Source organism: Roseimarinus sediminis (genome assembly GCF_050433125.1).
GTDB classification, from domain to species: domain Bacteria; phylum Bacteroidota; class Bacteroidia; order Bacteroidales; family Prolixibacteraceae; genus Roseimarinus; species Roseimarinus sediminis.
On sequence record NZ_JBNPXV010000024.1, the window covers coordinates 1 to 25,131 of the forward strand.

The window sequence follows — 25,131 nt, forward strand, 5'->3', positions numbered from 1 at the left end:
TAGCATCGATCCCATTTTTCTCCTTATGGGAAGTGATTCAAAACCAAAGCCAACCTTCGGTTTCGGTCTTTTTTGTTTCCCCTTCGCTTAGCAACGAGTTGCACGCTTCGTGAAAACAAAAAGCCCCGCAACAAGTTGCAAGGCTTTGGTTTTGGCGGAGAGCGAGGGTCTAAATATTAATTTATAACCTTTTGAAATACAGCTCTCTGTGTCTTATGAAAAAGCGAACTCCCGAATTTTCACCGTATAAAAATGCTATGTTTTACGTCGTCGGTTGCTTCCGTTTGCTGCTGTAAATATAACAAACTTTTTTGAGGTTTTTCGATCTTATAAATTGTGGAAAACTCATTTACTTTTTTCTTCTTTCATTTGCACTCATGTCTTATTTTTGGCTTTTTAAACATAATTATTATGGTAATTTCAACTTTATCCATCCTATCAGAAGAATATTTAGAAATTTTAATTGATGATGAAGATGTTCAATTTGATTATTTGTGGAAAACTTATAGAAACAAAGACTTTATACAAGGTATATTTTTAGATGTACTTGGTGAGTATGATGATCTGAATAATAAATACGAATTTTACAATACCCAATTAAAGTTTTATATAATTCGATATTCTAATTCTTTAAATTTTGAGATTCCAGAGCCATTAGAAATTATAAAAGACTGGATTAATACCGCGAAAAGATATGGTCTGAGAAATACAAAGTTATTGGAATTAGAAAAGAATGTTCTTACAGGAGCAGATAAAACTTTATTCAAATATTTTTATCCGGAATCAGAAATCAGAAATTATTTTCATCAATGGGGTCTGTGCCAGGTAACATTGGATGAATGGCTTTCGTTCCCGAATATTGTAATATGTAAAGAGATAAATATACCTAAAGAGTCTCCAACTGTTTATTACCCAGGAGTAGGCGAATTAATGAAAAAACTTTTCATGGAGCAATTGGAACGATTAAAGAAATCGGAGATAATGCCTCGCTTAAATGTAAAATTGCTGGCAGACAGAGAAAAAAAAATTCTTAACAGGGTATTTGATAATACTTTGAACAAGAATGACAAGAAATACCTTATTGATAACTTTAAGCTCTTTAAAGACCGGGAAATCACTCAAGTGATTACTGATTGCATGTTAGAAGACATACAGCTTGAGAACTATGATATTCATTCATCCAAAAGTTACATGCAATATTTTCTGTTGATTGAATACTACAAGCTGCTGAATGGAGAAGGTACACCAGCAAATGCTGAATGTAGCTTCTGCTATAAACACAAGGAAAATTTGCCTCAGCTGTTAAAGGATTTCTTTAGACATCTTGTTGATTTGAATCTTATATCGGCTGAAAAAGATGCTTTTATGGCTGTATTTTCCGGTGAAATTCCAGAAACGAAAATTGCCTGGAATTCAAACCTTGACCAATTGAAATTAATGGTGAATTATCTCGACAAGGAGCTTCATTTGTTGGATAACAGTGAGCGAAAATCACAACTGAAAATAATTCCTAATGTCTTTTGTAAAAAGGATGGAAGTGATTTCAGCACAAAGAGTTTCAATTCTATTCGGCCTGGCAGTAAAATCGACACCAAGCTAAAAGCTGCTTGTGACGTGCTAATTCCACCCAATTACAAACACCAAAATTTGTAAGCAAGCACTGATGCTTACAAAATGTGATGGATGGTTTTTCTTGCATCAAATGGCGAACTACTGCCTAAATTTACCTTATTCCCTTGTATTTGAGCTGTAAGCACTACAGTGAGCGACAATGCAATTCACAGAAAAGCTGATCATCTTTGCAAAGTCGTAATGACAAGGCCTTGTTTCATAGCGACATAATGTTTAATCAAAAAACTTATGTTGTATGAATTCATTTTCACTGATTAATGAGGAAAAGCTTGATAAGCTTTTCGAGATGCTTAATTCGCTTAAAGGTTCGCTGGAAGCCGAACAAGTAAAGAACGCCAAAAAACTATCCGAAACCTGGCTCGATAACCAGGAAGTAATGGATTTGCTAAGGATTTCGCAGCGTACCCTTCAAAGCATGCGCGACCAGCTGATCTTGCCCTATTCCAAAGTGGGCGGTAAAATCTATTACAAAGCATCGGATGTTGAACAGCTTCTTCACAACAATTACCATGGAAAATAGAAGTATCAATTTACCAGTAATATCCTCAAATCGTTGGTTTGAGGATATTCTTAAAGAGATTGAAAGCGGTACTTTTTTAGCCAAAGTGGAAGCTGTAAAAGTGCTGGCCGAAGGTGGTAAACAAACACATGCACTCGAACTGTTGAAAAACAGTCTCAAATGCAGCAAGCGCACTGAAGCCTTACTCAATCTTGTATGCAGTCAACTGTCAAGAATTAAAATCAATGCCTGCCTTTCTGAATCATTGCGGCAGGTACACAATCATGTATGTCATTTTACAACACAGGAACTGGATGAGAGCATCAGGGCCGACTTGTATGAGGTCAACCTGCTTTACGAGTGGATAAGAGAGATGGAAGCACTGCTGATCAATAACGCAAGCAATGATTAACTATGGAGAAAGAAAACGATTATCTTCAGGAGATACCTGATTCTGAAGACATCAATACCGATGCACAAAATCTTGGTTTTTACATCGAGCATTCGAAGTATCACATCAACAAGTCGATAAAAGGCAGCGGGAAGGAAATTGCCCTGGAGATTTCCAACTTTGTTGGTCGCAGCCTTTTTAACCTGGATGATGGCAGCAATGTTAGTAAGCGCATTCTGCTTATACAGCGCCATACTGGTGAAACGTACCTGCTTGAAATTCCGACCTCCGACATGAAGCTCGAAACCTTTGAAACCATCCTGAAAAGCAAGCAATGCACTTTTTATGGAAACCGGTATGAATTGAACCGGATTTTCTCTCACTGGATGGATGAAGAGCAGCAAGCCAATGCAGTTGCTGTTCTGGGATATAATTCCGCCTTCAACCTTTATGCATTTACAAATGCCGCGTTTTGTTTTGAAAGCCGGCAACTGCTTTTCATCGACGAACTGGGCATTGTTCAGGCCAATGGTAAGAACTATTATTTGCCAGCCAACGGAAAAGCCAACATCAACAATGGTGCTTATGAACACGATCGGAAGTTTTTTATTCAACCAGGTAAGCTTGGTTTTGAAGGATGGACCAAACTATTTTTTGATGCCTACGGGAACAATGGAGCCCTGGCGATCGATTACCTGGTGTTGGCTCTTTTTTGGGACATTGTTTTCGATCATGTTGGCTCTTTTCCCTTTCTGTTCTTGTTTGGAGCATTCGGAACCGGAAAGACCTCGCTGGTTGAATCGTTGCTCCGGCTATTTGGCCGCGACTACATTGGCATTCCTTTGAATAATGCATCGCAGGTAGGGCTTTCGCGTACCATTGCAAGTCGAAACAATACCATTTTCTATTTGAAGGAATATACCCAGGAAAGCGATCAATACAACCAGGATCTTATCCTGACGGCCTACGATGGATCAGGGCGCACAACGGGAGTCAAAAGCAACGACAATCGCACGCAGGTGGCCACGGTTAAATCGGCCATCATTTTCGATGGGAACCACCTTCCGGCACAAAACTCGGCGGTTTTGTCCAGGATGATTCTGCTTAATTTTGAAAACAATCGTTTCAGCAAAATCCAGCTCGATGCCTATAATCAGTTGAAAGCAGAGCAGGAGGAAGGTCTTGGGCAGGTTCTGGTTGATGTTTTGCAACAGCGTGATTACTTCGCCAGAAACTTCCGTCCCACTTTTGACGCGGTGCTCTCTGAACTCCGGGAGGCCGATGTGAATGACTTCCCCGAACGTAACCAGAAGCATGTTGCGCTGATATTGACTCCCATCAAACTACTTGAAACAAAACTGTCTTTCCCATTTGACTACTGTGAATTGAAGGAAATAGCACTGGAAAATGCCCGGGAACATACTAAGATTCAGAAACAGACCGATGAGCGGACCATTTTCTGGGATGCATTCGCTTACAACCTGCATAAAGGGAACCTGGTCGAATTCTCGAGAGAAGTGTTTGGAGTGAGCAAGAAGAACAGTCACTACCACATCAAACGCGATGTGGCTATTCTTCAAATACGGTATTCCGAAGTTTACCAGGAGTATGTTCGTTATTGTAAAAACAGCAATCAAAAGTTCATCGATAAAAGCACACTAAAAAGGTTACTCACCAGTAAAGCCTACCAACCTTTTATCCCCAATACTCAAAAAGGAAGAGGCGACGCTTATACCGACGCAGCCTTTGGAAGTTGCTATCAGTTTTCTCTTGAAAGTAATGGCATCGATTATTCCATCGATGGAGTAACTATTAATTTGTAAATAGTGTAAATACTGTAAATGTTGACGCTTAAGTAGTTGTATTGTATTGATTTAATGATTTACAAAACCTTTACAAGCTTTACAAAACAGTTTTTCAGCGAAAATGAAAATGTAAACCATATGTAAAGGGGTTTTGATGGTCTTATGTTCAGATTATCAATGTGATGCGCTTTGTTGTTGTTTTCCTGTTTACAAAAATGTAAATCAGGTAGTTGTTCTGAAAAACAGCTTGTTAGGCAGAATAAGACATCAATATTTACAGAATTTACACTTTTTCTGAAAGAGATATACCGCTACAAAGACACCGTTTATGAAAATCGAAAAATCACATCCGAAAATATCGTTTTATCGTGGCCCGGTTACGAACTTATTACCGCATGCCAGCATTACTTTATGTGATGTTTATCGCGGCCTGGTATCCGGCTATTATCAAGCCCTTATTGAGCAGCTGAGAGCCTGCTCCGGGGTGGAGGAAAAAAGAAACATTAAGAAGCAGCTCGACTATGTAACCTTTGCCGGAACCTTTAAAAGCAGGAAGTGTGAAAATTTGCTTCGTGCCAGCACTTATCTCTGTATCGATCTCGACCATCTTGAAGAAGACCAGCTGAACCCGACTAAAGAGCGGCTGTTAAACGACAGCCTGTTTGAAACGGAGTTGCTCTTTACTTCTCCAGGTGGTAAGGGTTTGAAATGGGTTGTAGCAGTCGATTTGGAAAGCTACGACTATACCACCAATTATTTAGGGGTGCTTGCCTACCTAAAAAAAGTGCACCACCTGGGAGCGTATATCGATACCACCGGGAAGGACATTGCCCGTGCCTGTTTTATGAGTCATGATCCGGAAGCTTACCTGCATCCAAAATACCTGAACGAAAGATGAGCCGCTTTAATCCACTGGAATGGATGGATGCACCGGTAAAAAGTAAAACACCGGTGCGAAACCATCAGCCAAATCCATTAAACTCCGATGATGAGATAGAAATCATTACCCGACGAATTGAAGCGGCTGCACTTGACCTAAGCTGTAATTACCGCGACTGGCTTATCATAGGTTTTGCCCTGGCCGATGAAATGGGCGAGGGGGGACGCTCGTATTTTCACCGCTTGTCCCGTTTTCATCCGGACTATCAGCAGGCCGCATGCGACCGGCAATACGACCGATGTTTGAAAGGCAATAAGCGGGGAATTACCATCCGTTCGTTTTTTTACCTGGCCCAAAGTGCCGGTGTAGACATCAAAGTCAGGAAAAATGCAACTCAATAAGCATACAAAGCAAAGCAGATGTTTTCAAAACGATTACAGGATAAACAAAGCAGTCGGGAACCCAAAACGGTATATCAACGAAATAGAAAACGCAAGTGGATGGAATACCCGGTGAATACAGTTGTATGCCTTCCTATCCAAAGCAAGCGGCTGCAATTGATTCTCACCCTGCCATTCTGCCCGGCAAATCAATGCATTGCAAGGTGTATTCACTTTGTATACAGGTATACAACTTTTGAATACAAGTTGCATACAACTTGAATACATGAATACAAAAACTGAATACAGGGTGTATACACAAGCTGGTATTGTGTAATACAAGGCAAAACCTGAATGATTAGTTGAATAAGTCTTGTTTCATCGCTTTGCTTTTACAGGTTTTGAGTACTTTTAATTCTTGAAATAAAACAGTTTTGTTAAATTCGGAAAGCAAATTTATGCAACTCGTTAAGGGCATGGCTTCCCATTGTTGAAAAGACCAATCAAAATCAGAACTATAGCATGATCTTGTCTGAACAAATACAAAAAGGCGAAAGCAAAACGCTTGAATTAAAAGAGGCATTGCCCAAAAATGAAAACATCGCCAAAACCGTAGTTGCCTTCTCCAATACCAGCGGAGGAAAACTGATTATTGGTGTAAACGATCAACGGGAAATTACCGGCATTGACGACAACGAGCTGTTTGATATGCAGGATAAAATTGCTTCGATTATTGCAGACAGTTGTTCTCCTGGAATCTTACCCGACATTTACAGCGTAAACATCGAAGGCAAATTGGTATTGGTGATTGAAGTGGTTCGGGGCAATTTAAAACCCTATTTTCTGAAAAGCCAGGGCAAAGCCGATGGTATCTACATTCGTATCGGGGCGACCAACCGGCCTGCTGATTTGGATACGATTGCCGAATTGGAACGCCAAAAACGACACATTAGTTATGATGAAGAAATTTGTTACGATACAACTTTCGAACAACTCGATATTTCTCCTTTAGCACAGCGTTTTGAAACCATTGGCAAAGCGCTCAATGAGGATAAACTCAGAAACCTGAAACTGATTAAATCAGATAATGGTACAGATTACCCCACCAATGCACTGATGATATTGCTCGGTAAATTTTCGCATTGCACGGTCAAGTGTGCCCGGTTTAAGGGGACGACCATGGATGTTTTTACAGACAAGAAAGAGTACGATGGCGACATTTTCACCATCCTTGAAAGCACCCAAAGTTTTGTGTTGAACCACATTAACCTCAAAGCCGAGATTAAAGGATTGTACCGGGATGAAAGCTATGAAATTCCGGTGGTGGCACTGCGCGAAAGTTTGACCAATGCTTTGATCCACCGCGACTATGTGAACCAGGGCCGGGATATTAAGGTGGGGATTTACGACGATATTGTGAATATTGTGTCTCCGGGCAGTTTGCCCAGCAATATTACCATGGAAGATATTTTTAATGGACGCAGCGAAGCCCGTAACCGGGTCGTTGCCCATATTTTTAAGGAACTGGGCCTGATTGAACAATGGGGAAGTGGAATCAGCCGGATCATCAATGCGTGTAAGGAACAGGGTTTGCCAAGTCCTAAAATTGAAGAGAAGAACGACTTCTTTGATGTAGAGCTTATTCGTCCGCGAACGATTACGGACGATAAGAAGCCCCAGTTTCAGCCTGAGTCAACGGACGCGCAGCCCGAGCTTGACATGGGAGACCGGCGGAAAACCGGTGGAAAACCGGTGGATAAAACCTCTGCTGCGAACGATTACGAACGATTACGAACGATTACGAACGATTACGAACGATTAACGAAAGAAAAGCAGGAAATACTTCTATATTTATTGGATAAGATTAAAATATCAAGAAAAGAAGCAGTAGAATTGATCGGTTTGAAAAATACCAAAACCTATGAAATTCTTAGCGAATTGGTTGATGAGGACCTCATTGAAAAACACGGAAAAGGCAGAAGTACTTTCTATACCATTGCTAAAAAAGCCTGAGAAATAAATAGCGTTAGCAATTGCTTTTATCCTGAAATAATTAATTCAGTTGGCTTCTGTATGAAAGCATTTTGAGGCAACCTGGATTGTTAAGAAGTGATCCTGTGGCTAAAGGTTTTTTGCCTTGCTGGGATGCCCATTTAAAGAGCTGATGATAAACGATGAACTAAATTTCGTTCCTGTTGTTTGGGCAATTAGCACATCGAGACTTCCAGGTATTGATTCCTTCCTTTAACTTAGTTTTATTAACTTTTCCATCAAAACATATTTTCTTTTGGGGGTTATTGTTAAATTAGGGTTTTAAACCAAACAAATGAATGATCTCACAACCCTCAATCACATGTTGCTTAATATCTTCGAACAAATGTTTAGTTACCTTAAGCAGATATACGAACTTAGTATCTTAGAAAATTTGGACAACCCTATGTCAAAAATTGTACTTGCATTCGTTCCGGCAATTTTAGGTATAGCTTATCCTATTATTTTACAAACTGTTGGTAGATTAAATGATACATACAAGTCCACACATATTGTGGATAGGTTAAAGTTCGAATTCCGTTTTGAGTTTTTTCGTTGGGCACTCCTGTTTTCAATTATTTGTTCTCTATCCAGTATTTTCCTAAATCTTTTCAACTACCTAATTGCATATATGGCTCTTGTAATTTTACTAATTGCCTTTTTTAGATTAATTGATTTATTATCTAAATATCAAAATGTTAAAGATTTATCAAAACGTTTTATTGATAAAAGCGGCATAGGTGTTATTAATTATACACCTAAACCTTGCAATAATCTCTTATGTGAAATTTTTAATCATTTGAGGGGTAAATTAGGTAATCCTCATACTATTAAAAACTATTCTCCCAATCAAAAAGAAAAATTGAAAGATCGATTATTGAAATATTGGCACCCAATGATTGATTTACTGAATTATGCAATCAGAAACGAAGACAAAAAATTAGAAGAGGATATTATCAAAAATTTTATAATCCCAGCATTTGATTTATATAAGTTTTATTCAGTTCAGAAAACAGAATATATTGAATACCCAAAAGAACTTCTTAACAGTTCCCATGATGTTATAGTTAATTTATTAAAATTTGATGACCAGCAATCGTACCATGCTTTTGAATACTTTATAGGTACACTTTATTTGCGAGAGGAAATTGGTGATGACCGGCATTTGATGCTTAATAGGGAAACACTTGCAACAATTTGGTCAAATCTTTTGAAAATTGTTGAATCACAAAGACATGATATAATTATGCGGTTTTGGCGACAAATGCACCAATATGCTAATTTTTCTTTGTCTTTATATCGTCCAAAGCTAGATGAAAACTTCCAGGAGATACCGGCAAGCAAGAAAAAATTTAATCAACTACAAGATGATAAAGAAAAAATCATTCAATTGCATACTGTTCTTGGAGCGTATCTATATTACAAAAAAGAATATGGACTATTAAAAAAATTAATTAACCACACTCAATCTGTACCACGACAGTATTTTTTGCTCCCGGATTCATTCGGACAGATTCTGAAAATATTCTCATTGTTTTCAACAAATGATATTCGATATATTGGTATACATATTCAATATTGGTTTAAAGATTTAGAATTTGATAGCATTTATGAAAAGCATGATGTTAAATTTTTTGTACAGGAATATTTAGGAATGCTTCTGCTTAGGTTATATCAAACAAGAAATAGTCACTTTTCCTCCTATCGTTTGTCATTTCCTGAAATTCCAGAAAAAGCAATCGATAGAGATAAAAAAAAACAAGATTTAGAAAAACTAAAAAGCATTCTTAAGCGTCTTTTAGATGATAATGAATTGATTAATGTATTTGGTTTTGAAAAGATAACAAGCAAAGATCTAGAGAGTGAGATTAAATATAATCCCGTTGAATTAGTTGATGAATACATCCGAAGATTGTCAGAAAAAAGCAACAAAGAATTAGAATCAGGAGAACTTGATAACGAAAAAATTGAAGAACTAAAAAACAATACTGTTACTGCAATCGGAGAAGTATTCAAGGATATATCACGAGTTGCTGGGAAAAAAGTTGTAAAGCCAGGCGATGAAGATGCTACAAGCAAATACATGCAAGTTATTCGTGGTAAGCGAATATTGCTTGATCGCGATGCATTTATAAAAGACTCTAATGTTCATCATTTAAATGCTGATTCAATTTTGGGTTATCATTTGAAACAAGAATATTACCTTCATTTTATTACTAAACTCTTTTCTCAAAAAAGAATTCAAAATTATAAGGTACCATATGGCAAAGTGTTTGAAGCTGTGGATAAACTTAATTTGGTTGTAAATGATTACATCATTATTGGGATTGGGATTAATATTGATTATTTAGCAAAATACCAAGGTGTAGACATAACAAAGAATGGTGAGAAGAATTCCTATAATTATATTTATGAAAATATCCCCGTCTATATATTTAATTTCAACCATCCTCTTACTCGGGATACATTATACATTTTGAAAAAGGAGTATTGCCCTATGGTAAAACATATAAACTGGACTGAAATTAAAAATTTATCTGAAGAAGCTTTAACGAAATGGGAAAGTATGGGTAAACCATTAGACGAGGTCTTAAATATCTATATGGATATCAAAGAACTCAATACAGACGAGGTATTGAGAGAAGAATACATGAATAATGGCCAAACAAAAGAAGAACTCAAAAACAAGCTTGAAATCGATGTTGACTTCCTTGCTTATATCTGGTTCCCCAAAGACACAGAAATCATTGAAATCAAACAAGCCGAACCTTTCCAGGAAGGCGGGAAAATAGATCAAATTGAAGACATAAAACCACTACCAAAAGATAAAAAATCAAATTAACATTTGTACTCCTTTCTGAATATTACTGGTATTTTTGAGGGACTATATATTTTTAGAATTTCAAATGACAGGACAACAACTTAAAGAATTAGAAAATCAATTGTGGGAAGCAGCCGACCAGCTTCGCGCTAACAGCAAGCTTACCGCTACCGAATACAGTTTCCCCGTGTTGGGGATTATCTTTTTACGGCACGCTTACAACCGCTTTATTACAGCTAAAGCAATCATCGAAGAAAACTTGCCCGTTCACCCTCAACGCGGACGGCGCCCTATCAATAAAGACGATTTTCAACACGCCAAAGCCATCTTCCTGCCCGAAAAATCGCGTTGGGATTATCTGGCTTCTTTGCCCGAAGGTTCCGATTTGGGCGATATTTTGGATGATGCCATGCGGAACATCGAGGCCGAATATGAAGTTCTGCTCGATGTGTTGCCCAAAAATTATTCACTTTTCGAAAAAGACCTGTTGCAGTCGCTCATCCGTATTTTCAACACCGAGTTACTTTCTAATGTTTCGGGCGATGTGTTCGGACGTATTTACGAATACTTCCTCAATAAATTTGCCATGAGCGGCGCCCAGGAAGGCGGCGAATTCTTTACCCCTCCATCGCTGGTAAATGCTATTGTAAACATCATCGAACCCAATCACGGCACAGTCTTGGATCCTGCCTGTGGTAGTGCGGGCATGTTTGTACAAACCGGGCACTTTATTGAAGAAGAAGGTTTTAACCCGGCCGAAAAAGTCACTTTTTACGGACAGGAAAAAGCCGACACCAACACAAAGCTGTCGAAAATGAACATGACGGTTCATGGCATGGATGCTTCAATCCTGCAAGGGAACACTTTTTACGAAGATAAGCACTCCCTGATTGGAAAGTGCGACTTTGTAATGGCGAATCCGCCCTTTAATGTAGATGGGGTGGACAAAAGCAAGGACGCGGTGAAGAAGGACAAGCGCCTGCCTTTTGGATTGCCCAACAACGACAACGCCAACTACCTCTGGATTCAATACTTCTACAGCTACCTGAACCCAACCGGACGTGCCGGCTTTGTGATGGCTAGCTCGGCCAGCGATGCCGGGCACAGCGAAAAGCTGATACGCGAAAAGCTGGTGAAAACCGGTGCCGTGGACGTAATGGTAAGCATTGGCACCAAATTTTTCTACACCCGCTCATTGCCTTGTACCCTGTGGTTCTTCGACCGAACCAAAGAAACAGATGATGCCCGGAGGGATAAAACCTTAATGTTAGATTTAAGGGAAGTATTCCGCAAGGTAAGCAGCAACCTCCACGATTTTACCCCCGAGCACATCAAAAACATTCATGCGTTGGTGGCCTTGTACCGAGGAAACAACGCTCCCTACCACAAGGCGGTGGCCGAATACACCCAACAAAGCAACGATGCCTTAAAACAGGCCAATGCCCTTTGGCAACAAACCGCCCTGCTGGGTTCTTCCGAAAAGCAAACCGTATTGAGCGCCGAAAACATAAAAACCGAAAAACGCCTCCTGAACAATGCGCTAAAAATATTTACCGAAGCCCAAAAAGTGCTGCTGGCTTCCGATGCCGTAAAAAAAGACAAGGCACAAAAACAGGAATGCCTGAAAGCGCTGCACGAAGCCGAAGACCTGGTACACCAATTTAACCAACTGGCCGACACCGCCCGCTGCTTTTACAAAAGTGCCCTTTGGTTGACCACCAATTTTCCGAATGGTGTTTATACCGATGTGCCCGGCTTGTGCAAAGTGGTAACACAGGCCGAAATTGCCCAAAACGACTACAGCCTTACCGCAGGCCGTTACGTGGGAGTAACCCCGCAAATCGATGAGGGTTTCGACTACGAAGAGCGCATGGGCGAAATAAAAGCCGAGCTGAAAGTACTTAACGACGAAGCCATTGCCCTGGCTCAAACCATTCAAAACAATTTGGAGGAGCTGGGACTATGAGTTGGGAAGAAAAGCCATTAGGAGAAATTGTCAATCTAAAAAGGGGGTATGATTTACCAAGTAGGCTGAGGACAAAGGGAACTGTTCCTATTGTTTCATCATCTGGAGTAACTGATTATCACAATAAGTCAAAATATATTGGAGAAGGAGTAATTACAGGACGATATGGAACATTGGGACAAGTGTTTTATGTTAATGGAGAGTATTGGCCTTTAAATACAACACTATATGTACAAGACTTTAAAGGGAATTACCCTCGTTATATCTATTATTATTTAAAGCTCTTAGAATTAGAACAATATAACGGAGCTGCTGCGGTGCCAGGTTTAGACCGAAATGTATTGCATAAAATAAAGTGCATACTTCCCACTCTCCCCACCCAAAAGAAAATAGCCTCCATCCTCAGCGCTTACGACGACCTGATTGAAAACAACCTCAAGCGCATTAAGCTGCTCGAAGAGGCAGCCCAAAACATCTACAAAGAGTGGTTTGTCCACTTCCGTTTCCCCGGCTGGGAGAATGCAAAATTTGATAAAGGAACAGGCTTGCCTGAGGGGTGGAAGCAATCAACAATTTTTGATGAAGTAGAAATTAACAGTGGAGGTACACCAAAAACAACAAATCCATCATTTTGGAATGGAGATATACCTTTTTTTACACCTACTGATGCTTCTAAAAATTCTCATTTCTATGTAAATCAGACAGAAAAAACTATAAATGAGGACGGTCTAAAAAAATGCAATAGTAAATTATATCCTTTTAATACTGTTTTCATCACTGCCAGAGGTACTGTTGGAAATCTTTGTCTGGCTATGATTCCAATGGCAATGAATCAATCCTGTTATGCACTGATTGGGAAGAACTCATTATCACAGTTATTTATTTTCTTCTCCGTAAATGATTCAATTTCAAAAATTAAGAAGACTGCTTCTGGTGGTGTATTCGATACTATAATTGTTGACACTTTTAAAAGGATACCTTTCATTATACCAGAATACACTTTAATTTTAAAGTTCGAAAATCAAGTAACAGCTATATTAAACCAAACACAAAACCTGATTATTCAAAACCAAAAGCTCAAAGAGGCACGGGATATTTTGTTGCCGCGCTTAATGAATCAAACCATAAATGTCTGAACCATGATTTTAGTATGATTGAATGATGATCATGATTATTTTGAAAATAAGATGGAAAAGTGCAGGTGAATATCAATTCGCCCTTCAAAGTATCCCTAAAGTCAATAAAATCAAGGTTCAGACAATTGAATGAACCAAACCATTGAAGTGTAAATCTAAAAACGAACACCATGACTCAAACATTAATTACCCGTTTGACCCTTCTAAAGCAGCTCAACAAGGAAAAAAGAACCATTCTTTACGAAGATCCTGCTCCTTCCAGATGGCGCAATGTTTATGGAGCTTTAAATATTAATGATAATGTGATTTTTATTTCGTCAAACGAAATCCATTTTTGTATAATTCGAGAAATTGATCCTGGTAAAAGTTTTTATTGCGAAGATGTTGAAAGCTTATCTTGCTCCAACGATCAATTTCTTCAGCAACATGGGGTGTTCCCTGAATTAATTGCAAGGGTTAAAGCCAACTTCCAGCCATTCATTCATGAAAGGGAGCTTGATATCAAAAGGATAAAACAGGATATTCAAAATGGCCATTTTATCAGCTTCTATATTTTCCCGAGTAAAGAGAATTTTGAGGACAACAAAAAGGTCTTAAAGGATTTTGATCGGCTTGTTTTTGTCGACGAAAAAGAATGTTTGAGCTCGCTATTCTATTACCATAATGGGAAACTGAATGGTTTCGAAAATGAGATTGGTAAAAATATAAGTGTTAGTGGCTTAACGCTACAACAGATACTGGATATTAATAAAGTAAATGTTGATACAACTACAAAACGCTCTAATAATTTGAATCGGGTATTGGATATTATAAAAAGCATTGAAAAAAACCAGCATTTCCGATTTACTTCATTTTTCACGTATTACGATTCACTTTTCAATAAGCGAATGTATTCAGGCAACACAGTAGGTGCAGTTCAAAAAGGTGAACATGTAGTAAAAAAGGAATTTCCTTTGAATCAAATTCTCTTCGGCCCCCCGGGAACTGGTAAAACTTATACCACAATTAATAACGCCATTGAGATAGCGGATCCCGGCTTTGAATTTGAAGACAAAAAACGCTTCGAAATAGTTCAGCATTTTCATGAATTAAAAGAAGAAGGAAAAATTGATTTCATCACTTTTCATCAGGCCTTTAGTTATGAGGATTTTATTGAAGGGATAAAACCTGTTATGCATGACAGTGATGAAGAGAAAAGCGAAGTCAAATATGAAATAAGGCCGGGCGTATTCAAACGGATTTGTGACAAAGCTCGTGGAATAGGTGATTTTGAAATTAAAAATGAAGAAAATATTGATTTTGAACACGCAAGTTTTTATAAAATGTCCTTAGGCGGCAAAAATAAACCACACATTCACGACTGGTGTATAAACAACAATAAACTTTCATTGGGTTGGGGAGGAGATGCCGATTTAAGCCATTTAAAGCAATACAACAACTGGAATCTGTTTAAAGAAGCATTTCAAAAACAATATCCGAAAGTGGTTGAGGAAAGCAGGTACCATATTCAAGCTTTGTTCATCTTTTTAAAAATGAAAAAAGGCGATGTGGTGCTGGTTTCAAAGGGGAATAAAATTATTGATGCAATTGGTGTGATATCCGACAATGATTACATCTACAATCCAAATCAGGAATTTGATTACTGCCATTATCGAAACGTTGAATGGTTAGCAACCGATCTCAATGCAAGCCCCGAATTGTTTGTTTCAAAAAACATCAGTCAGCAAACCATTTATGAATTTTACGATGCAGATGTTAAAAGGGAGTATTTCAACTTGAAATTCAACAAAAATGAAGAACCCGAAGAACCAGAAAATTACGTTTTGGTTATTGACGAAATAAATAGGGGAAATATTGCTGCTATTTTTGGCGAGCTTATCACTTTATTAGAATCCGACAAGCGGATGGGGGCCGAAAATGAATTAACGGCTACATTGCCCTATTCTGGCAAGGATGAAAAACCTTTTGGCGTACCAGCTAACCTTTACATCATTGGCACCATGAATACGGCCGACCGCAGTGTGGAAGCCCTCGATGCTGCCCTGCGCCGTAGGTTCTCTTTCGAAGAAATGCCCCCGCGTTATGATTTGGATGGGCTCAATTATAAATTTGAGGATTTCAACGCTGCCAACATTTTGAAAACAATCAACCGGAGAATTGAAAAGATCCTTGATAAGGACCACCTGATTGGCCATTCCTTTTTCATAAAGCAAGAAGAGGAAGAGGCCAAAACGGTACTTGAAAAAGCATTCTTTGAAAAGATCATCCCCTTGCTACAGGAATACTTTTACGGCGATATAGGCAAGATCAACCTGATTCTAGGAAATGGTTTTATTGAAGTTAAAAAGGACACTGACAATATTTTTCCGAAATCAAACTATGAGAACAACGATTATTTTGAAAGGAAAATATTCAAACTTATTCCAAAAGAGAAAGTGAATCTGAAAGAAGCATTGGAACTAATGGAAATCATACGTGACTAACGATCCCAACCATATCACTGTTTTTGAACACGAAACCATACGTTTCGACTACGGTGAAAAGAAAATCACCGAAGAGCAGTTCAAAGAACTTTCCCGTTACCACGGTGTAAAAGGAACGCCTTTCTTTTCCCTGTGCTACAATGGTGTCAAGTTCAATCAACATGTTGGGGTAATTCAGCTAGGCAAAACCGTAATTGAAGTTTTACCCAAGGCAGATAAGCTGGACAAAACAGAAAAAATTGAATCCAAATGGCGCGACATACTTATTGGTATCCTTAAAGCTGTTGGTGCTTTCGAGGTGAAAAGCACGAGCAGCAGCAACTTACGCATCCGTCCAAATTCGGTGCTCGATCTCTATTTTGAACTCTTTGTTGGCGAAGTAGAATACCTGTTAAGGCGGGGTTTGGTAAAACAATACCGGTCCAATTTCTCCAATTGCACTGCACTTAAAGGAAGTTTGCAATTCAGTCAGCACATCAGCCGGAATTTGGTACACAAAGAACATTTCTTTATCAAACATACCGTTTACGATGTGCAGCACCGCTTCAATCAGGTGATTTATAAAACCTTAAAACTCATTCGGCAAATCAATACATCGTCAAGATTGAAGAGTAGGATTGGTGCTTTGCTGTTGTTCTTCCCCGAGATGAACGACTTGAGAGTATCGGAACAATTCTTTCAACAAGTAACCTACAACCACAAAACTGAGGTTTACAAAACCTCGATGGAAATTGCCCGTCTCATCCTGCTGCAATACCATCCCGATCTATCCTCGGGGAGAAATCACGTGTTGGCCTTAATGTTCGACATGAACCTGCTTTGGGAGCGTTTTGTGCTGGTGAGCTTACGAAAGAATCCTGCATTTAAAGTAGAAGGGCAACGGTCAAAACAATTTTGGAAACCTGAAAATGGATACCGAACCACCATTCGTCCGGATATCGTACTTTCCAATGAGAGAAATAGGGTGGTGTTGGATACCAAATGGAAAAACCTTGATAACTTTAAACCAAACCCCGAAGACCTGAGACAGATGTATGTTTATCACGATTATTTCAATGCCGATAAAGTGGCGTTGGTCTATCCTTCCGAGAATAATCAAGTTGAAGAAGGACATTATTTCACAAAGGAGAGCCAGAAGCTATCCAACAAGCATTGTGCAGTACTGACGTTAAGCATCAATCCCAACATACACGAATGGCAGAAACAAATAAATAAAGAAATTGATCACTGGATAAAAAACGATTGACATGGTAAAAGGCTATTCTGAAGACATATTGATCGAGCAAACCTGCATCGAATTGTTTAAAGGCACCCTGGGCTGGGACGTGGCCAATGTTTATCACTCCGAAGCCTTTGGCGAAAACGGCACGCTTGGTCGCAACTCCGAAGCCGATGTGCTGCTCAAATACAAGGTGTTGGATGCCTTGCGGGAATTCAACCCCGATTTGCCCGAACAAGCTTACCTGAATGCTTTTGATGAACTCAATTCCGAGTCTTCAATCATCGGCTTGGCAGAATTGAACCAGGAGAAATACACCTTTTTGAAAGAAGGCATCCCGGTAACTTACAAGAATGAAGAAGGTGAAATAATTGCCAATAAACGCCTGAAAATATTCGACTTTGATACACCCGCAAACAATCACTTCCTTGTGGTTCAGCAAATGTGGATCGAGGGAAAATCAAAACGTCGCCGCCGCCCCGACATTATTGGATTTGTAAATGGAATACCCTTGCTTTTTATCGAACTCAAAGCGCACCACCGCAAACTGAAAGCTGCTTACGAAGACAACCTCTCCGATTATAAGGATGTAATTCCCAAATTGTTTCACTGCAACGCCTTCATCATTTTAAGCAATGGACTGGATAGTAAGATTGGAGCCATCACCTCAAAATACGAACACTTCAACGACTGGAAACGGATAAAAGAAGATCAGGAAGGAATTGTAAGCCTCGACACGATCATTCAAGGCGTATGCAATAAAAACCGCTTTTTGGACCTCTTCGAAAACTTTATCCTGTTCGATACCTCCATTGGCAAGGTCATCAAACTGATTGCCCGAAACCACCAGTTCATTGGGGTGAATAAGGCCATCAAACATTTCGAACAGCAACAAATTCGCCTCAACAAAGGTGAAATCACCAAAGAAGAAGCACAACGCTTGGGCGTATTCTGGCATACGCAAGGTTCGGGCAAATCCTACTCCATGGTATTTCTTTGTCAAAAAATCCACCGCAAAATGCAGGGCAGTTATACCTTCCTGCTGGTAACCGACCGAAATGAATTGGATAAACAAATCTATGGCACCTTTGCCGGTGTTGGTGCGGTGAACAACAAAAAACTAAGGGCCGATAGCGGTGAAAAACTAAAGGAATTGCTCAAAACCGACAACCGATATATTTTTACATTGATCCACAAATTCAATTTTGAAGAAACCATTACCCAACGCGCCAATATTATTGTGATATCCGACGAAGCCCACCGCACACAAGGCGGAAGCTTGGCGGTAAATATGCGCAATGCCCTGCCCAATGCATCGTTTATGGGTTTTACCGGCACGCCCTTGTTTACAAACGACGAACTAACCCGTAGGATTTTTGGCGATTATGTTTCGGTTTACGACTTTAAACGTTCCATCGAAGATGGGGCAACTGTTCCGCTTTACTATGAAAACCGGGGCGAAAAGCTGAAACTTGATAATCCGCAACTCAACGACGAAATCAGAACGGCCATTGAAGCGTCCGATTTGGATGCAAACCAGGAAGAGAAGCTGAAACAACTTTTTCAACGCGAATATCCCATCCTAACCGCCCGAAAACGACTCAAAGCAATTGCCAAAGATGTGGTACACCATTTTAACGAGCGGGGCTACAAAGGCAAAGCCATGTTTGTGGCCATCGACAAAGTCACTGCCGTAAAAATGTACAATTACATTACTGCCGAATGGAAAAACTACATCGAGAAGAAAGAAAAAGAAATTGAAAAGAACACGGATATTCAGGAATTGTTAGCCCGAAAAAGGGAACTGGAATGGACCAAAGAAACAGAGATTGCCGTTGTGGTGAGTTCCGAACAAAACGAGATCAAGAAATTCAAAGCATGGGAACTGGACATTGAACCCCACCGCGAAAAGATGAACACCCGCGATTTGGAAAAAGAATTCAAGGAAGAAGATCATCCCTTCCGACTGGTTATTGTTTGTGCCATGTGGATCACCGGGTTCGATGTACCAAGCCTTTCAACACTTTATCTCGACAAACCATTGAAATCGCACACCCTGATGCAGACCATTGCCCGGGCAAATAGGATTCATACAGGCAAAAACAATGGCTTGATTGTCGATTACATTGAAACCTATAAAGCGTTACTGGAGGCGTTGGCCATCTATGCCATCGGTGGTGAAAAAGGCGGCACGGAAAACCCCGAAGTGCCCGTGAAACCGCTGGAAGAGCTTATTGAAGATTTAAAAGACAGTATTGAAACCGTGTTCGGGTTTTTCAACGATGAACTGGGATTTGATCTCCAGAAAGTGGTTGATGCCGAAGGCTTGTATTTGTTGGCGGCTATTGAGAAAGCGGTTAATGCGGTTTATAAAACCGATGAAACCAAAAGCAAATTTGGAGTAATAGCCCGTGAAGTATTCAAAAAATACAAAGCCGTAATGCCCGATCAGGCAATTTACGACTTCAAACCCCAACGCGATGCCATCAATGCCATTTATCAGCGCATTCAGGATCAAACCGATGAAGCCGACGTATCGGCGGTAATGAAACAGGTTCAGGATGTGGTCGATAAATCGGTCGAAAGTCAGGATATATTATTGGAGCCAACAGTCGATTACGGAAAAAAGTTGGACTTAAGCCATTTGGATTTTGAACTCATCGAAAAATACTTTCTGAAACTTCCCAATAAAAATACAGTAGTTCAAACGCTAAAACAAAAAATTGAAAGACAGCTTAAACGCATGGTCGATCAAAATCCGTTGAGGGTTGATTTTTATAAAAAGTATCAGGAAATCATCGACGAGTACAACAGGGGCAAAGAGCGGGTCACCATTGAAGAAACCTTTAAGGAGCTGGTCAAGTTCATCAACGATTTAAACGAAGAAGAAACCCGCTCGAAACGCGAAGATCTGACCGAAGGGCAATTGGCCATTTTCGATTTGCTTTTATTGAACAAACAGCTCACAAGTAAAGAGCGGAACAAAGTGAAAAGCATGGCTCAGGAGTTGTTAAACAAGCTGCAAAACACAGGTTTGAGGGTAGAACACTGGATGGACAAACCGCAAACCCAATCGGCAGTAAGAAAAACCATTAACGATTATCTTTTCGAAAACCTTCCATACCCCACTTACAAAGATCCCGACATCAACCAAAAAACCGAACTGGTATTTGAACACCTGAAAATGGTGTACAGTGCTGCATAAAAAAACAAAAACCCAAAGCCATGGCTGAAAAGAAACCACATTTGTATTTTAGGAATCCACGAGAAGGCTTAGTAGTTTATAAGCTTCGAATAGGCGGTGGAAAAAGTAATAGAGATGAGGATCAGTACTTTGAGCTGGATAATCAACAATTTAATATTTTCAACAAGCAAAATAACAACATGAAAAATTAGAACTATTTGAAAAGCTTATCAATGAACTAAATATTGAAAAAAGTAAAACAACTATCACGATAAAACAACAAACACTTTAAACTATGAACAAGAAACTAAAAGAGTTATATGTAGAAAATTTTAGGTTATTGGTACCTGAATTACTAGAATTTAATTCGAAAGTAAACAAAAATAAAAAGGCTACCAATCCATTTTTGCTAACTGTACCTACCGATTATGAAAGCTTTCAAAACAAAATAATGGTATTTGGACAGGAAACGAATGGGTGGTGTGGTGAGTGTGGTGACGGTGGTGCATTCTCAAATAATATTGATAAATCACTCGGTATCTACAACAGTTTTTATTTGGATGGAGGCATTCGCAAATACAAAGGCCCTTTCTGGAATGAGTTTAAAAGAATAAAAAGAGAAATTGAAAAAAGGAAGAATTCGGTTTTTGTATACAACAACATCAATAAAATAGGTAAGTTAGGAAGAGGTAACTTAGATAAGATTAATGAAATTCAGTTTCGAAAGTTTAATATTATAAACGATGAGATTAATTTATTAAAGCCGGATATTATCATCTTCCTTACAGGTCCGAATTATGATTTTTTCATCAAGAAAAATATAGGTGCATTTGAACAGACCACAATTAGTGACAGTATATTTCGTATTGTTTTTACGTCTAAACATCAAAATATCAAATGTTTTAAAACATATCATCCCAATGCACTCTATCATCAAAAAAAGAATAGAATAGTTATTCCACAACTTATCGATGAAATATTAAAAAACTGCAAGTAATTAAAAACTAGACACAACGAAAAAAAGTAAAGCATACAACCTTCTGTGTGTCACTTTTTGTCACACCCCTTTCGTATCTTTGGGTTGAGTTTAAACATTCAACCCAATTTTTATGGCAAAACGTGAAGCTATTACCCGCTACAACCTGATCATTAACAAAGTCAGAAAACATCCTGCATCTTTCGTTGAAATTAAAAGGTTCATTGAGAACCATTTTGAGAATGAAGAATTGACCCTGAAATTTTCCAAACGCACTTTTCACAGGGATCTGGCAGAAATCGCATCGCTTTACAACATTGAAATCAAATACAATACCCAAAAACAGGGCTATGAGGTTGTACATGAAGACGATACCAACTCCACCCATCACATACTGGAAGCTTTTGATGTTTTCAATGCATTGAATATCCGTGAGCGTTTATCGGATTACATCCATTTTGAAAACCGGAAACCTAAAGGCACTGAACATATTCATGGTATCCTTCATGCCATTAAAAATCGTCGTGAACTCGAATTTAACTATCACAGTTTTTGGTATAACTCACCTTCCCAAAGAAGAATCCAGCCTTTGGCTCTAAAAGAGTTTAAAAACCGATGGTACGTCGTTTCGTTAGATACAAAAGACTTTAGAATTAAAACTTTCGGTTTGGACCGGATTGCCGATCTGGAGATAAGCAGACAAAAATTCGTTTTTCCTGCTGATTTCAACATCATAAAACACTACGAACATTGCTTTGGAATTATTTCACCTGATGATCTGCCTGCGGAAGAAGTAATTTTATCATTCCATCCTCACAAAGGGAAATACATTAAGTCGTTGCCCTTGCATGAATCACAAGAGGTACTGGTCGATAATGAAAATGAATTGCGTGTGAAGCTCACCGTTTATGTAACCTTCGATTTTGAAATGGAAATTCTGTCGCATGGGGATCAAGTCGCTGTTATTGCGCCGCAATCGTTAGTGAGTAAGATAAAGTTTGCACTCAAGCAAAGTTTAAAACATTACGAGTGAGTTTGACACAGAATGTCACAGCTGGTCTTTTTATTTATGGTCAACGATAAAAAGCTTAGCATGAAACATAATGTGGAGAAACTAATTAAAACAAGTGCCTTTGTTTATGACAACAAGAACGAAACTGAGCAAGAAATTGCTTTCCTGATCAAGTATCAGGATTACATTAATTGGGATAAGCTCTGTGCCTGCATTGAAGTACCATGGTCAGATAAACTGATAGATCAATTTATTGATCGTTTTAACTGGAAGCAATTAACAAAGACGCTACTGGGCTTTGTTGGTTTCAGAAAAAGCGCTGATTTCACAAACACAGCGTGGTTAAAAAAATATGAATCAAAAATCGATTGGGGCAACTTCTCTGAATACGGCTGGGACATTTCAGAAGAAATTATTTTAGCCTTCCGCCACCATTGGAATTGGAATAAACTGATTGAAAATGATGGCGTAGAATGGTCCTGCCAACTATTCACTCAAATAAAAACATTTCTGTTCCACATTAATGCAGAAAGCATAAACTGTTCTGTAATGATTAAGAAAATAACAGAAAATCGTTCTATCGAATTTAAAGAGCAACTAAGAAGGGAAATAGACATTCTGTTTAAATATTCTGATACAAATAAATAAAACCTCTTTCTCAGAGACACCTAATGGCACACACTCTAAATAGCTTTGTGATGAATCATAAAAATAAAAATCATGAAGCTATTTTTTTACACTTTAGTCATCGCCTTTAGTTTTTTCAGCTGTAACGATCAGCAAAAGAACCCGCAAGTTTCTGAAAATGGGAAAGAAGAATCGGCAACGAACCAACAAGCCATTATCGAAAAAGTAAAGAACCACCCAATCACCTCCTCAATAACTGCCGGTCAGCTTATTGATTCATTGGCCGGAAATAATGGAATCACCTCCTGGCAATTTTTTAATCCTCAGGAATATCAGAATGATGACAATGTGCTTGGTGTTGTAGGTTCAACTAAATCACCAATGTACGGTAGCAACATTACTTTTAAAATTGCTTACATCTATCAAATTTCAAGCGGGAAAATCGTTTACTATGCTGGTTTCATGAATGAAGAGCAGATCAATGAGATTGAATTTATTGTATCGCTGGAACAGAAAAAAATGCTCGATTTTTAACCCTCCTTTTATGTTTAAGTTGAAACTCAAAAGAAAAATCATCAAAGCAAGAAAAGCGAAAAAGAAAGCTATTGTTACGAATGATTTTGAAAGTGCGGCCATGTACCGCGATGAAGAGAAAAAACTGTTTGCCAAAATTCAAAAATCAAAAGCATCATCTGGCCAAAGATCGGTTTCCTTTCTAAAGCTTTATAGTTTTTATAGCTATGGTCTGATTGTTCAACGAACTAATAGCAAGATCCCGGATAGAATAGAATATTATCCATTTGCTACCTGGATGAACATTCTTTTTAAGGCTGGTATAAAATCGTACAGCAATATAAACGCACAATGGTCAAGGTCAGAACAAAGCAAAAATCAATTATTTGAACAGGCAACAGATTACTATATCCTTGGTTTGGTTTTAAAATTTTTGAGTACACAAAATGGTTGGTACACACTTGACCGGTCAATGATACTGGGATTACTGCCTCACAATTGTTTTCTTAATGAATTTACAGCCCGTCCTTCATCAAATTTATTTTTTCCTGCAAACGATAATCCGGATGCAAGTATTCATTATGCAATGGATAAGGAAAACCAGATCATTGGATTCTTTGAGTGTTTCGATTACAATTTTCCATATCAATGCAAAGCTTATTTTCAGAAAGGAAATTATATTTTCAACACTCCGTTTTTTTCACTCAAATTTAAAGCTAAGTACATTGAAAAGCCTGCCTATATGTTACCGGCAGACTATGCAAAATATTATCTGGGGTTTGAAAGAAACAGTGATGGAAGAAAGCTGCAATTAAGCTTTGTTGCACAATTAAAACTCAAAATATTTTTTCCGTGGAATTGGCATTATTTTCGGACGCTCAGATTACTCAAACTACAAATAATTGAGACTTTTTCTGCTGATCATTATTTTCAACAATTCAACTGGCAGACAATTCGAATGCAGTCAAAGATAGTTGAAAACATCCTTGTAAAATTATCCAAAGAAAAGCCCGATCAAAATACCTGACCAGGCTTTTCTCAGATTACAATAGCTTAATTTAGGCACTCACCGCATCGAGATCATCATCATTGTCACGCATCAGACGCTTCATGCTGTCTTTAATGGCCTTTGACTGTACTTTGGCATAGATTTGGGTTGTGCGGGTATCGCTATGCCCCAGCATCTTGGAAACCACCTCCAGCGGGACGCCTTCGTTTAAAGTGATGGTGGTGGCAAAGGTGTGTCGGGCAATGTGCGAAGTCAGGTTTTTATTGATCCGGGCCATCAAGGCCAGTTCTTTCAGATAGGCATTGTATTTTTGGTTGGTGAGGGTAGGGAGGTAGCAGCGCATGGTCGACCTATTTGATGTTTAATATGATGTTTCAAAACGATAGTAAAAGAAAAAGAACGAAAAGCGTAAAAATATGCAAAACAGTGCAATGCGAGCCAATTCGGGAGTTGGTTGGAAGTTCTAATCAAGACTCCCGAATTTGCACCTTTTGTATTTCATCGCAGCAACAAGTTGCACGCTCCTTAAAGGAAGTGATTCAAAGCCAACCTTTGGTTTGGTCATTT

Annotated in this window: 20 protein-coding genes; 19 read left to right on the forward strand and 1 reads right to left on the reverse strand. The window is 38.8% G+C overall.

What is annotated here, in order from left to right; all coding sequences use genetic code 11:
- Positions 1-411: 411 nt before the first annotated feature.
- The 19 genes from FHS86_RS18490 to FHS86_RS18580 all read left to right on the forward strand — a co-directional run bounded on the left by FHS86_RS18490 (position 412) and on the right by FHS86_RS18580 (position 24,582).
- The gene (locus tag FHS86_RS18490) at positions 412-1,653 is read left to right on the forward strand and encodes a hypothetical protein (RefSeq protein WP_429417351.1); all 1,242 of its coding nucleotides are present in this window, start codon (positions 412-414) and stop codon (positions 1,651-1,653) included.
- A gap of 214 nt (positions 1,654-1,867) precedes the next feature.
- The gene (locus FHS86_RS18495) at positions 1,868-2,152 is read left to right on the forward strand and encodes a helix-turn-helix domain-containing protein (protein ID WP_429417354.1); all 285 of its coding nucleotides are present in this window, start codon (positions 1,868-1,870) and stop codon (positions 2,150-2,152) included.
- The gene (locus FHS86_RS18500; protein WP_429417357.1) at positions 2,142-2,543 is read left to right on the forward strand and encodes a hypothetical protein; all 402 of its coding nucleotides are present in this window, start codon (positions 2,142-2,144) and stop codon (positions 2,541-2,543) included. Before FHS86_RS18495 ends, FHS86_RS18500 begins: the two co-directional genes overlap by 11 nt.
- Positions 2,544-2,545: 2 nt before the next feature.
- Complete coding sequence (locus tag FHS86_RS18505; protein ID WP_429417360.1) at positions 2,546-4,345, forward strand: hypothetical protein; 1,800 nt, start codon at positions 2,546-2,548, stop codon at positions 4,343-4,345.
- Positions 4,346-4,655: 310 nt separating this feature from the next.
- Positions 4,656-5,225 carry a BT4734/BF3469 family protein gene (locus FHS86_RS18510; protein ID WP_429417363.1) on the forward strand — a complete coding sequence of 190 codons (570 nt, stop codon included), beginning with the start codon at positions 4,656-4,658 and terminating at the stop codon, positions 5,223-5,225.
- Complete coding sequence (locus FHS86_RS18515) at positions 5,222-5,608, forward strand: PriCT-2 domain-containing protein (protein ID WP_429417366.1); 387 nt, start codon at positions 5,222-5,224, stop codon at positions 5,606-5,608. Before FHS86_RS18510 ends, FHS86_RS18515 begins: the two co-directional genes overlap by 4 nt.
- A 501-nt stretch (positions 5,609-6,109) precedes the next feature.
- Positions 6,110-7,600 (forward strand): RNA-binding domain-containing protein, encoded by a 1,491-nt coding sequence (locus FHS86_RS18520; RefSeq protein ID WP_429417368.1) that lies wholly within the window; start codon positions 6,110-6,112, stop codon positions 7,598-7,600.
- Between the two features lie 313 nt (positions 7,601-7,913).
- Complete coding sequence (locus tag FHS86_RS18525) at positions 7,914-10,460, forward strand: hypothetical protein (protein WP_429417371.1); 2,547 nt, start codon at positions 7,914-7,916, stop codon at positions 10,458-10,460.
- Positions 10,461-10,524: 64 nt separating this feature from the next.
- The gene (locus FHS86_RS18530) at positions 10,525-12,405 is read left to right on the forward strand and encodes a type I restriction-modification system subunit M (RefSeq protein ID WP_429417374.1); all 1,881 of its coding nucleotides are present in this window, start codon (positions 10,525-10,527) and stop codon (positions 12,403-12,405) included.
- Positions 12,402-13,541 carry a restriction endonuclease subunit S gene (locus tag FHS86_RS18535; protein WP_429417377.1) on the forward strand — a complete coding sequence of 380 codons (1,140 nt, stop codon included), beginning with the start codon at positions 12,402-12,404 and terminating at the stop codon, positions 13,539-13,541. Before FHS86_RS18530 ends, FHS86_RS18535 begins: the two co-directional genes overlap by 4 nt.
- 170 nt (positions 13,542-13,711) lie before the next feature.
- Positions 13,712-16,024, forward strand: a complete 2,313-nt coding sequence (locus tag FHS86_RS18540) for an McrB family protein (protein WP_429417380.1) — start codon at positions 13,712-13,714, stop codon at positions 16,022-16,024.
- Positions 16,017-17,270, forward strand: a complete 1,254-nt coding sequence (locus tag FHS86_RS18545; RefSeq protein ID WP_429417382.1) for an McrC family protein — start codon at positions 16,017-16,019, stop codon at positions 17,268-17,270. Before FHS86_RS18540 ends, FHS86_RS18545 begins: the two co-directional genes overlap by 8 nt.
- Position 17,271: 1 nt before the next feature.
- Positions 17,272-20,448, forward strand: a complete 3,177-nt coding sequence (locus FHS86_RS18550) for a type I restriction endonuclease subunit R (RefSeq protein ID WP_429417385.1) — start codon at positions 17,272-17,274, stop codon at positions 20,446-20,448.
- Between the two features lie 20 nt (positions 20,449-20,468).
- The gene (locus FHS86_RS18555; protein ID WP_429417388.1) at positions 20,469-20,639 is read left to right on the forward strand and encodes a hypothetical protein; all 171 of its coding nucleotides are present in this window, start codon (positions 20,469-20,471) and stop codon (positions 20,637-20,639) included.
- Positions 20,640-20,722: 83 nt separating this feature from the next.
- A complete protein-coding gene (locus FHS86_RS18560; protein WP_429417390.1) occupies positions 20,723-21,424 on the forward strand; it encodes a hypothetical protein in 702 nt (233 codons plus the stop codon).
- Between the two features lie 112 nt (positions 21,425-21,536).
- Positions 21,537-22,436 carry a helix-turn-helix transcriptional regulator gene (locus tag FHS86_RS18565; protein ID WP_429417393.1) on the forward strand — a complete coding sequence of 300 codons (900 nt, stop codon included), beginning with the start codon at positions 21,537-21,539 and terminating at the stop codon, positions 22,434-22,436.
- Positions 22,437-22,496: 60 nt separating this feature from the next.
- Positions 22,497-23,063 (forward strand): hypothetical protein, encoded by a 567-nt coding sequence (locus FHS86_RS18570; RefSeq protein WP_429417396.1) that lies wholly within the window; start codon positions 22,497-22,499, stop codon positions 23,061-23,063.
- Positions 23,064-23,135: 72 nt separating this feature from the next.
- On the forward strand, positions 23,136-23,576 hold the full coding sequence (locus tag FHS86_RS18575; RefSeq protein ID WP_429417398.1) for a hypothetical protein: 441 nt from the start codon (positions 23,136-23,138) through the stop codon (positions 23,574-23,576).
- A 10-nt stretch (positions 23,577-23,586) separates the two neighbouring features.
- Complete coding sequence (locus FHS86_RS18580) at positions 23,587-24,582, forward strand: hypothetical protein (RefSeq protein WP_429417401.1); 996 nt, start codon at positions 23,587-23,589, stop codon at positions 24,580-24,582.
- Positions 24,583-24,613: 31 nt separating this feature from the next.
- Here FHS86_RS18580 and FHS86_RS18585 read toward each other — a convergent pair whose 3' ends face one another.
- Positions 24,614-24,907: a tyrosine-type recombinase/integrase gene (locus tag FHS86_RS18585; RefSeq protein ID WP_429417404.1), complete on the reverse strand. Its 294-nt coding sequence runs from the start codon at positions 24,905-24,907 to the stop codon at positions 24,614-24,616.
- Between the last annotated feature and the right edge of the window lie 224 nt (positions 24,908-25,131).

Coding starts and splice junctions, on each gene's coding strand:
- FHS86_RS18570 (WP_429417396.1), top strand. CDS start 22,497: ATGAAACATAATGTGGAGAAACTAATTAAAACAAGTGCCTTTGTTTAT.
- FHS86_RS18515 (WP_429417366.1), top strand. CDS start 5,222: ATGAGCCGCTTTAATCCACTGGAATGGATGGATGCACCGGTAAAAAGT.
- FHS86_RS18500 (WP_429417357.1), top strand. CDS start 2,142: ATGGAAAATAGAAGTATCAATTTACCAGTAATATCCTCAAATCGTTGG.
- FHS86_RS18530 (WP_429417374.1), top strand. CDS start 10,525: ATGACAGGACAACAACTTAAAGAATTAGAAAATCAATTGTGGGAAGCA.
- FHS86_RS18555 (WP_429417388.1), top strand. CDS start 20,469: ATGGCTGAAAAGAAACCACATTTGTATTTTAGGAATCCACGAGAAGGC.
- FHS86_RS18560 (WP_429417390.1), top strand. CDS start 20,723: ATGAACAAGAAACTAAAAGAGTTATATGTAGAAAATTTTAGGTTATTG.
- FHS86_RS18495 (WP_429417354.1), top strand. CDS start 1,868: ATGAATTCATTTTCACTGATTAATGAGGAAAAGCTTGATAAGCTTTTC.
- FHS86_RS18585 (WP_429417404.1), bottom strand. CDS start 24,907: ATGCGCTGCTACCTCCCTACCCTCACCAACCAAAAATACAATGCCTAT.
- FHS86_RS18565 (WP_429417393.1), top strand. CDS start 21,537: ATGGCAAAACGTGAAGCTATTACCCGCTACAACCTGATCATTAACAAA.
- FHS86_RS18575 (WP_429417398.1), top strand. CDS start 23,136: ATGAAGCTATTTTTTTACACTTTAGTCATCGCCTTTAGTTTTTTCAGC.
- FHS86_RS18580 (WP_429417401.1), top strand. CDS start 23,587: ATGTTTAAGTTGAAACTCAAAAGAAAAATCATCAAAGCAAGAAAAGCG.
- FHS86_RS18535 (WP_429417377.1), top strand. CDS start 12,402: ATGAGTTGGGAAGAAAAGCCATTAGGAGAAATTGTCAATCTAAAAAGG.
- FHS86_RS18490 (WP_429417351.1), top strand. CDS start 412: ATGGTAATTTCAACTTTATCCATCCTATCAGAAGAATATTTAGAAATT.
- FHS86_RS18540 (WP_429417380.1), top strand. CDS start 13,712: ATGACTCAAACATTAATTACCCGTTTGACCCTTCTAAAGCAGCTCAAC.
- FHS86_RS18505 (WP_429417360.1), top strand. CDS start 2,546: ATGGAGAAAGAAAACGATTATCTTCAGGAGATACCTGATTCTGAAGAC.
- FHS86_RS18510 (WP_429417363.1), top strand. CDS start 4,656: ATGAAAATCGAAAAATCACATCCGAAAATATCGTTTTATCGTGGCCCG.
- FHS86_RS18520 (WP_429417368.1), top strand. CDS start 6,110: ATGATCTTGTCTGAACAAATACAAAAAGGCGAAAGCAAAACGCTTGAA.
- FHS86_RS18525 (WP_429417371.1), top strand. CDS start 7,914: ATGAATGATCTCACAACCCTCAATCACATGTTGCTTAATATCTTCGAA.
- FHS86_RS18550 (WP_429417385.1), top strand. CDS start 17,272: ATGGTAAAAGGCTATTCTGAAGACATATTGATCGAGCAAACCTGCATC.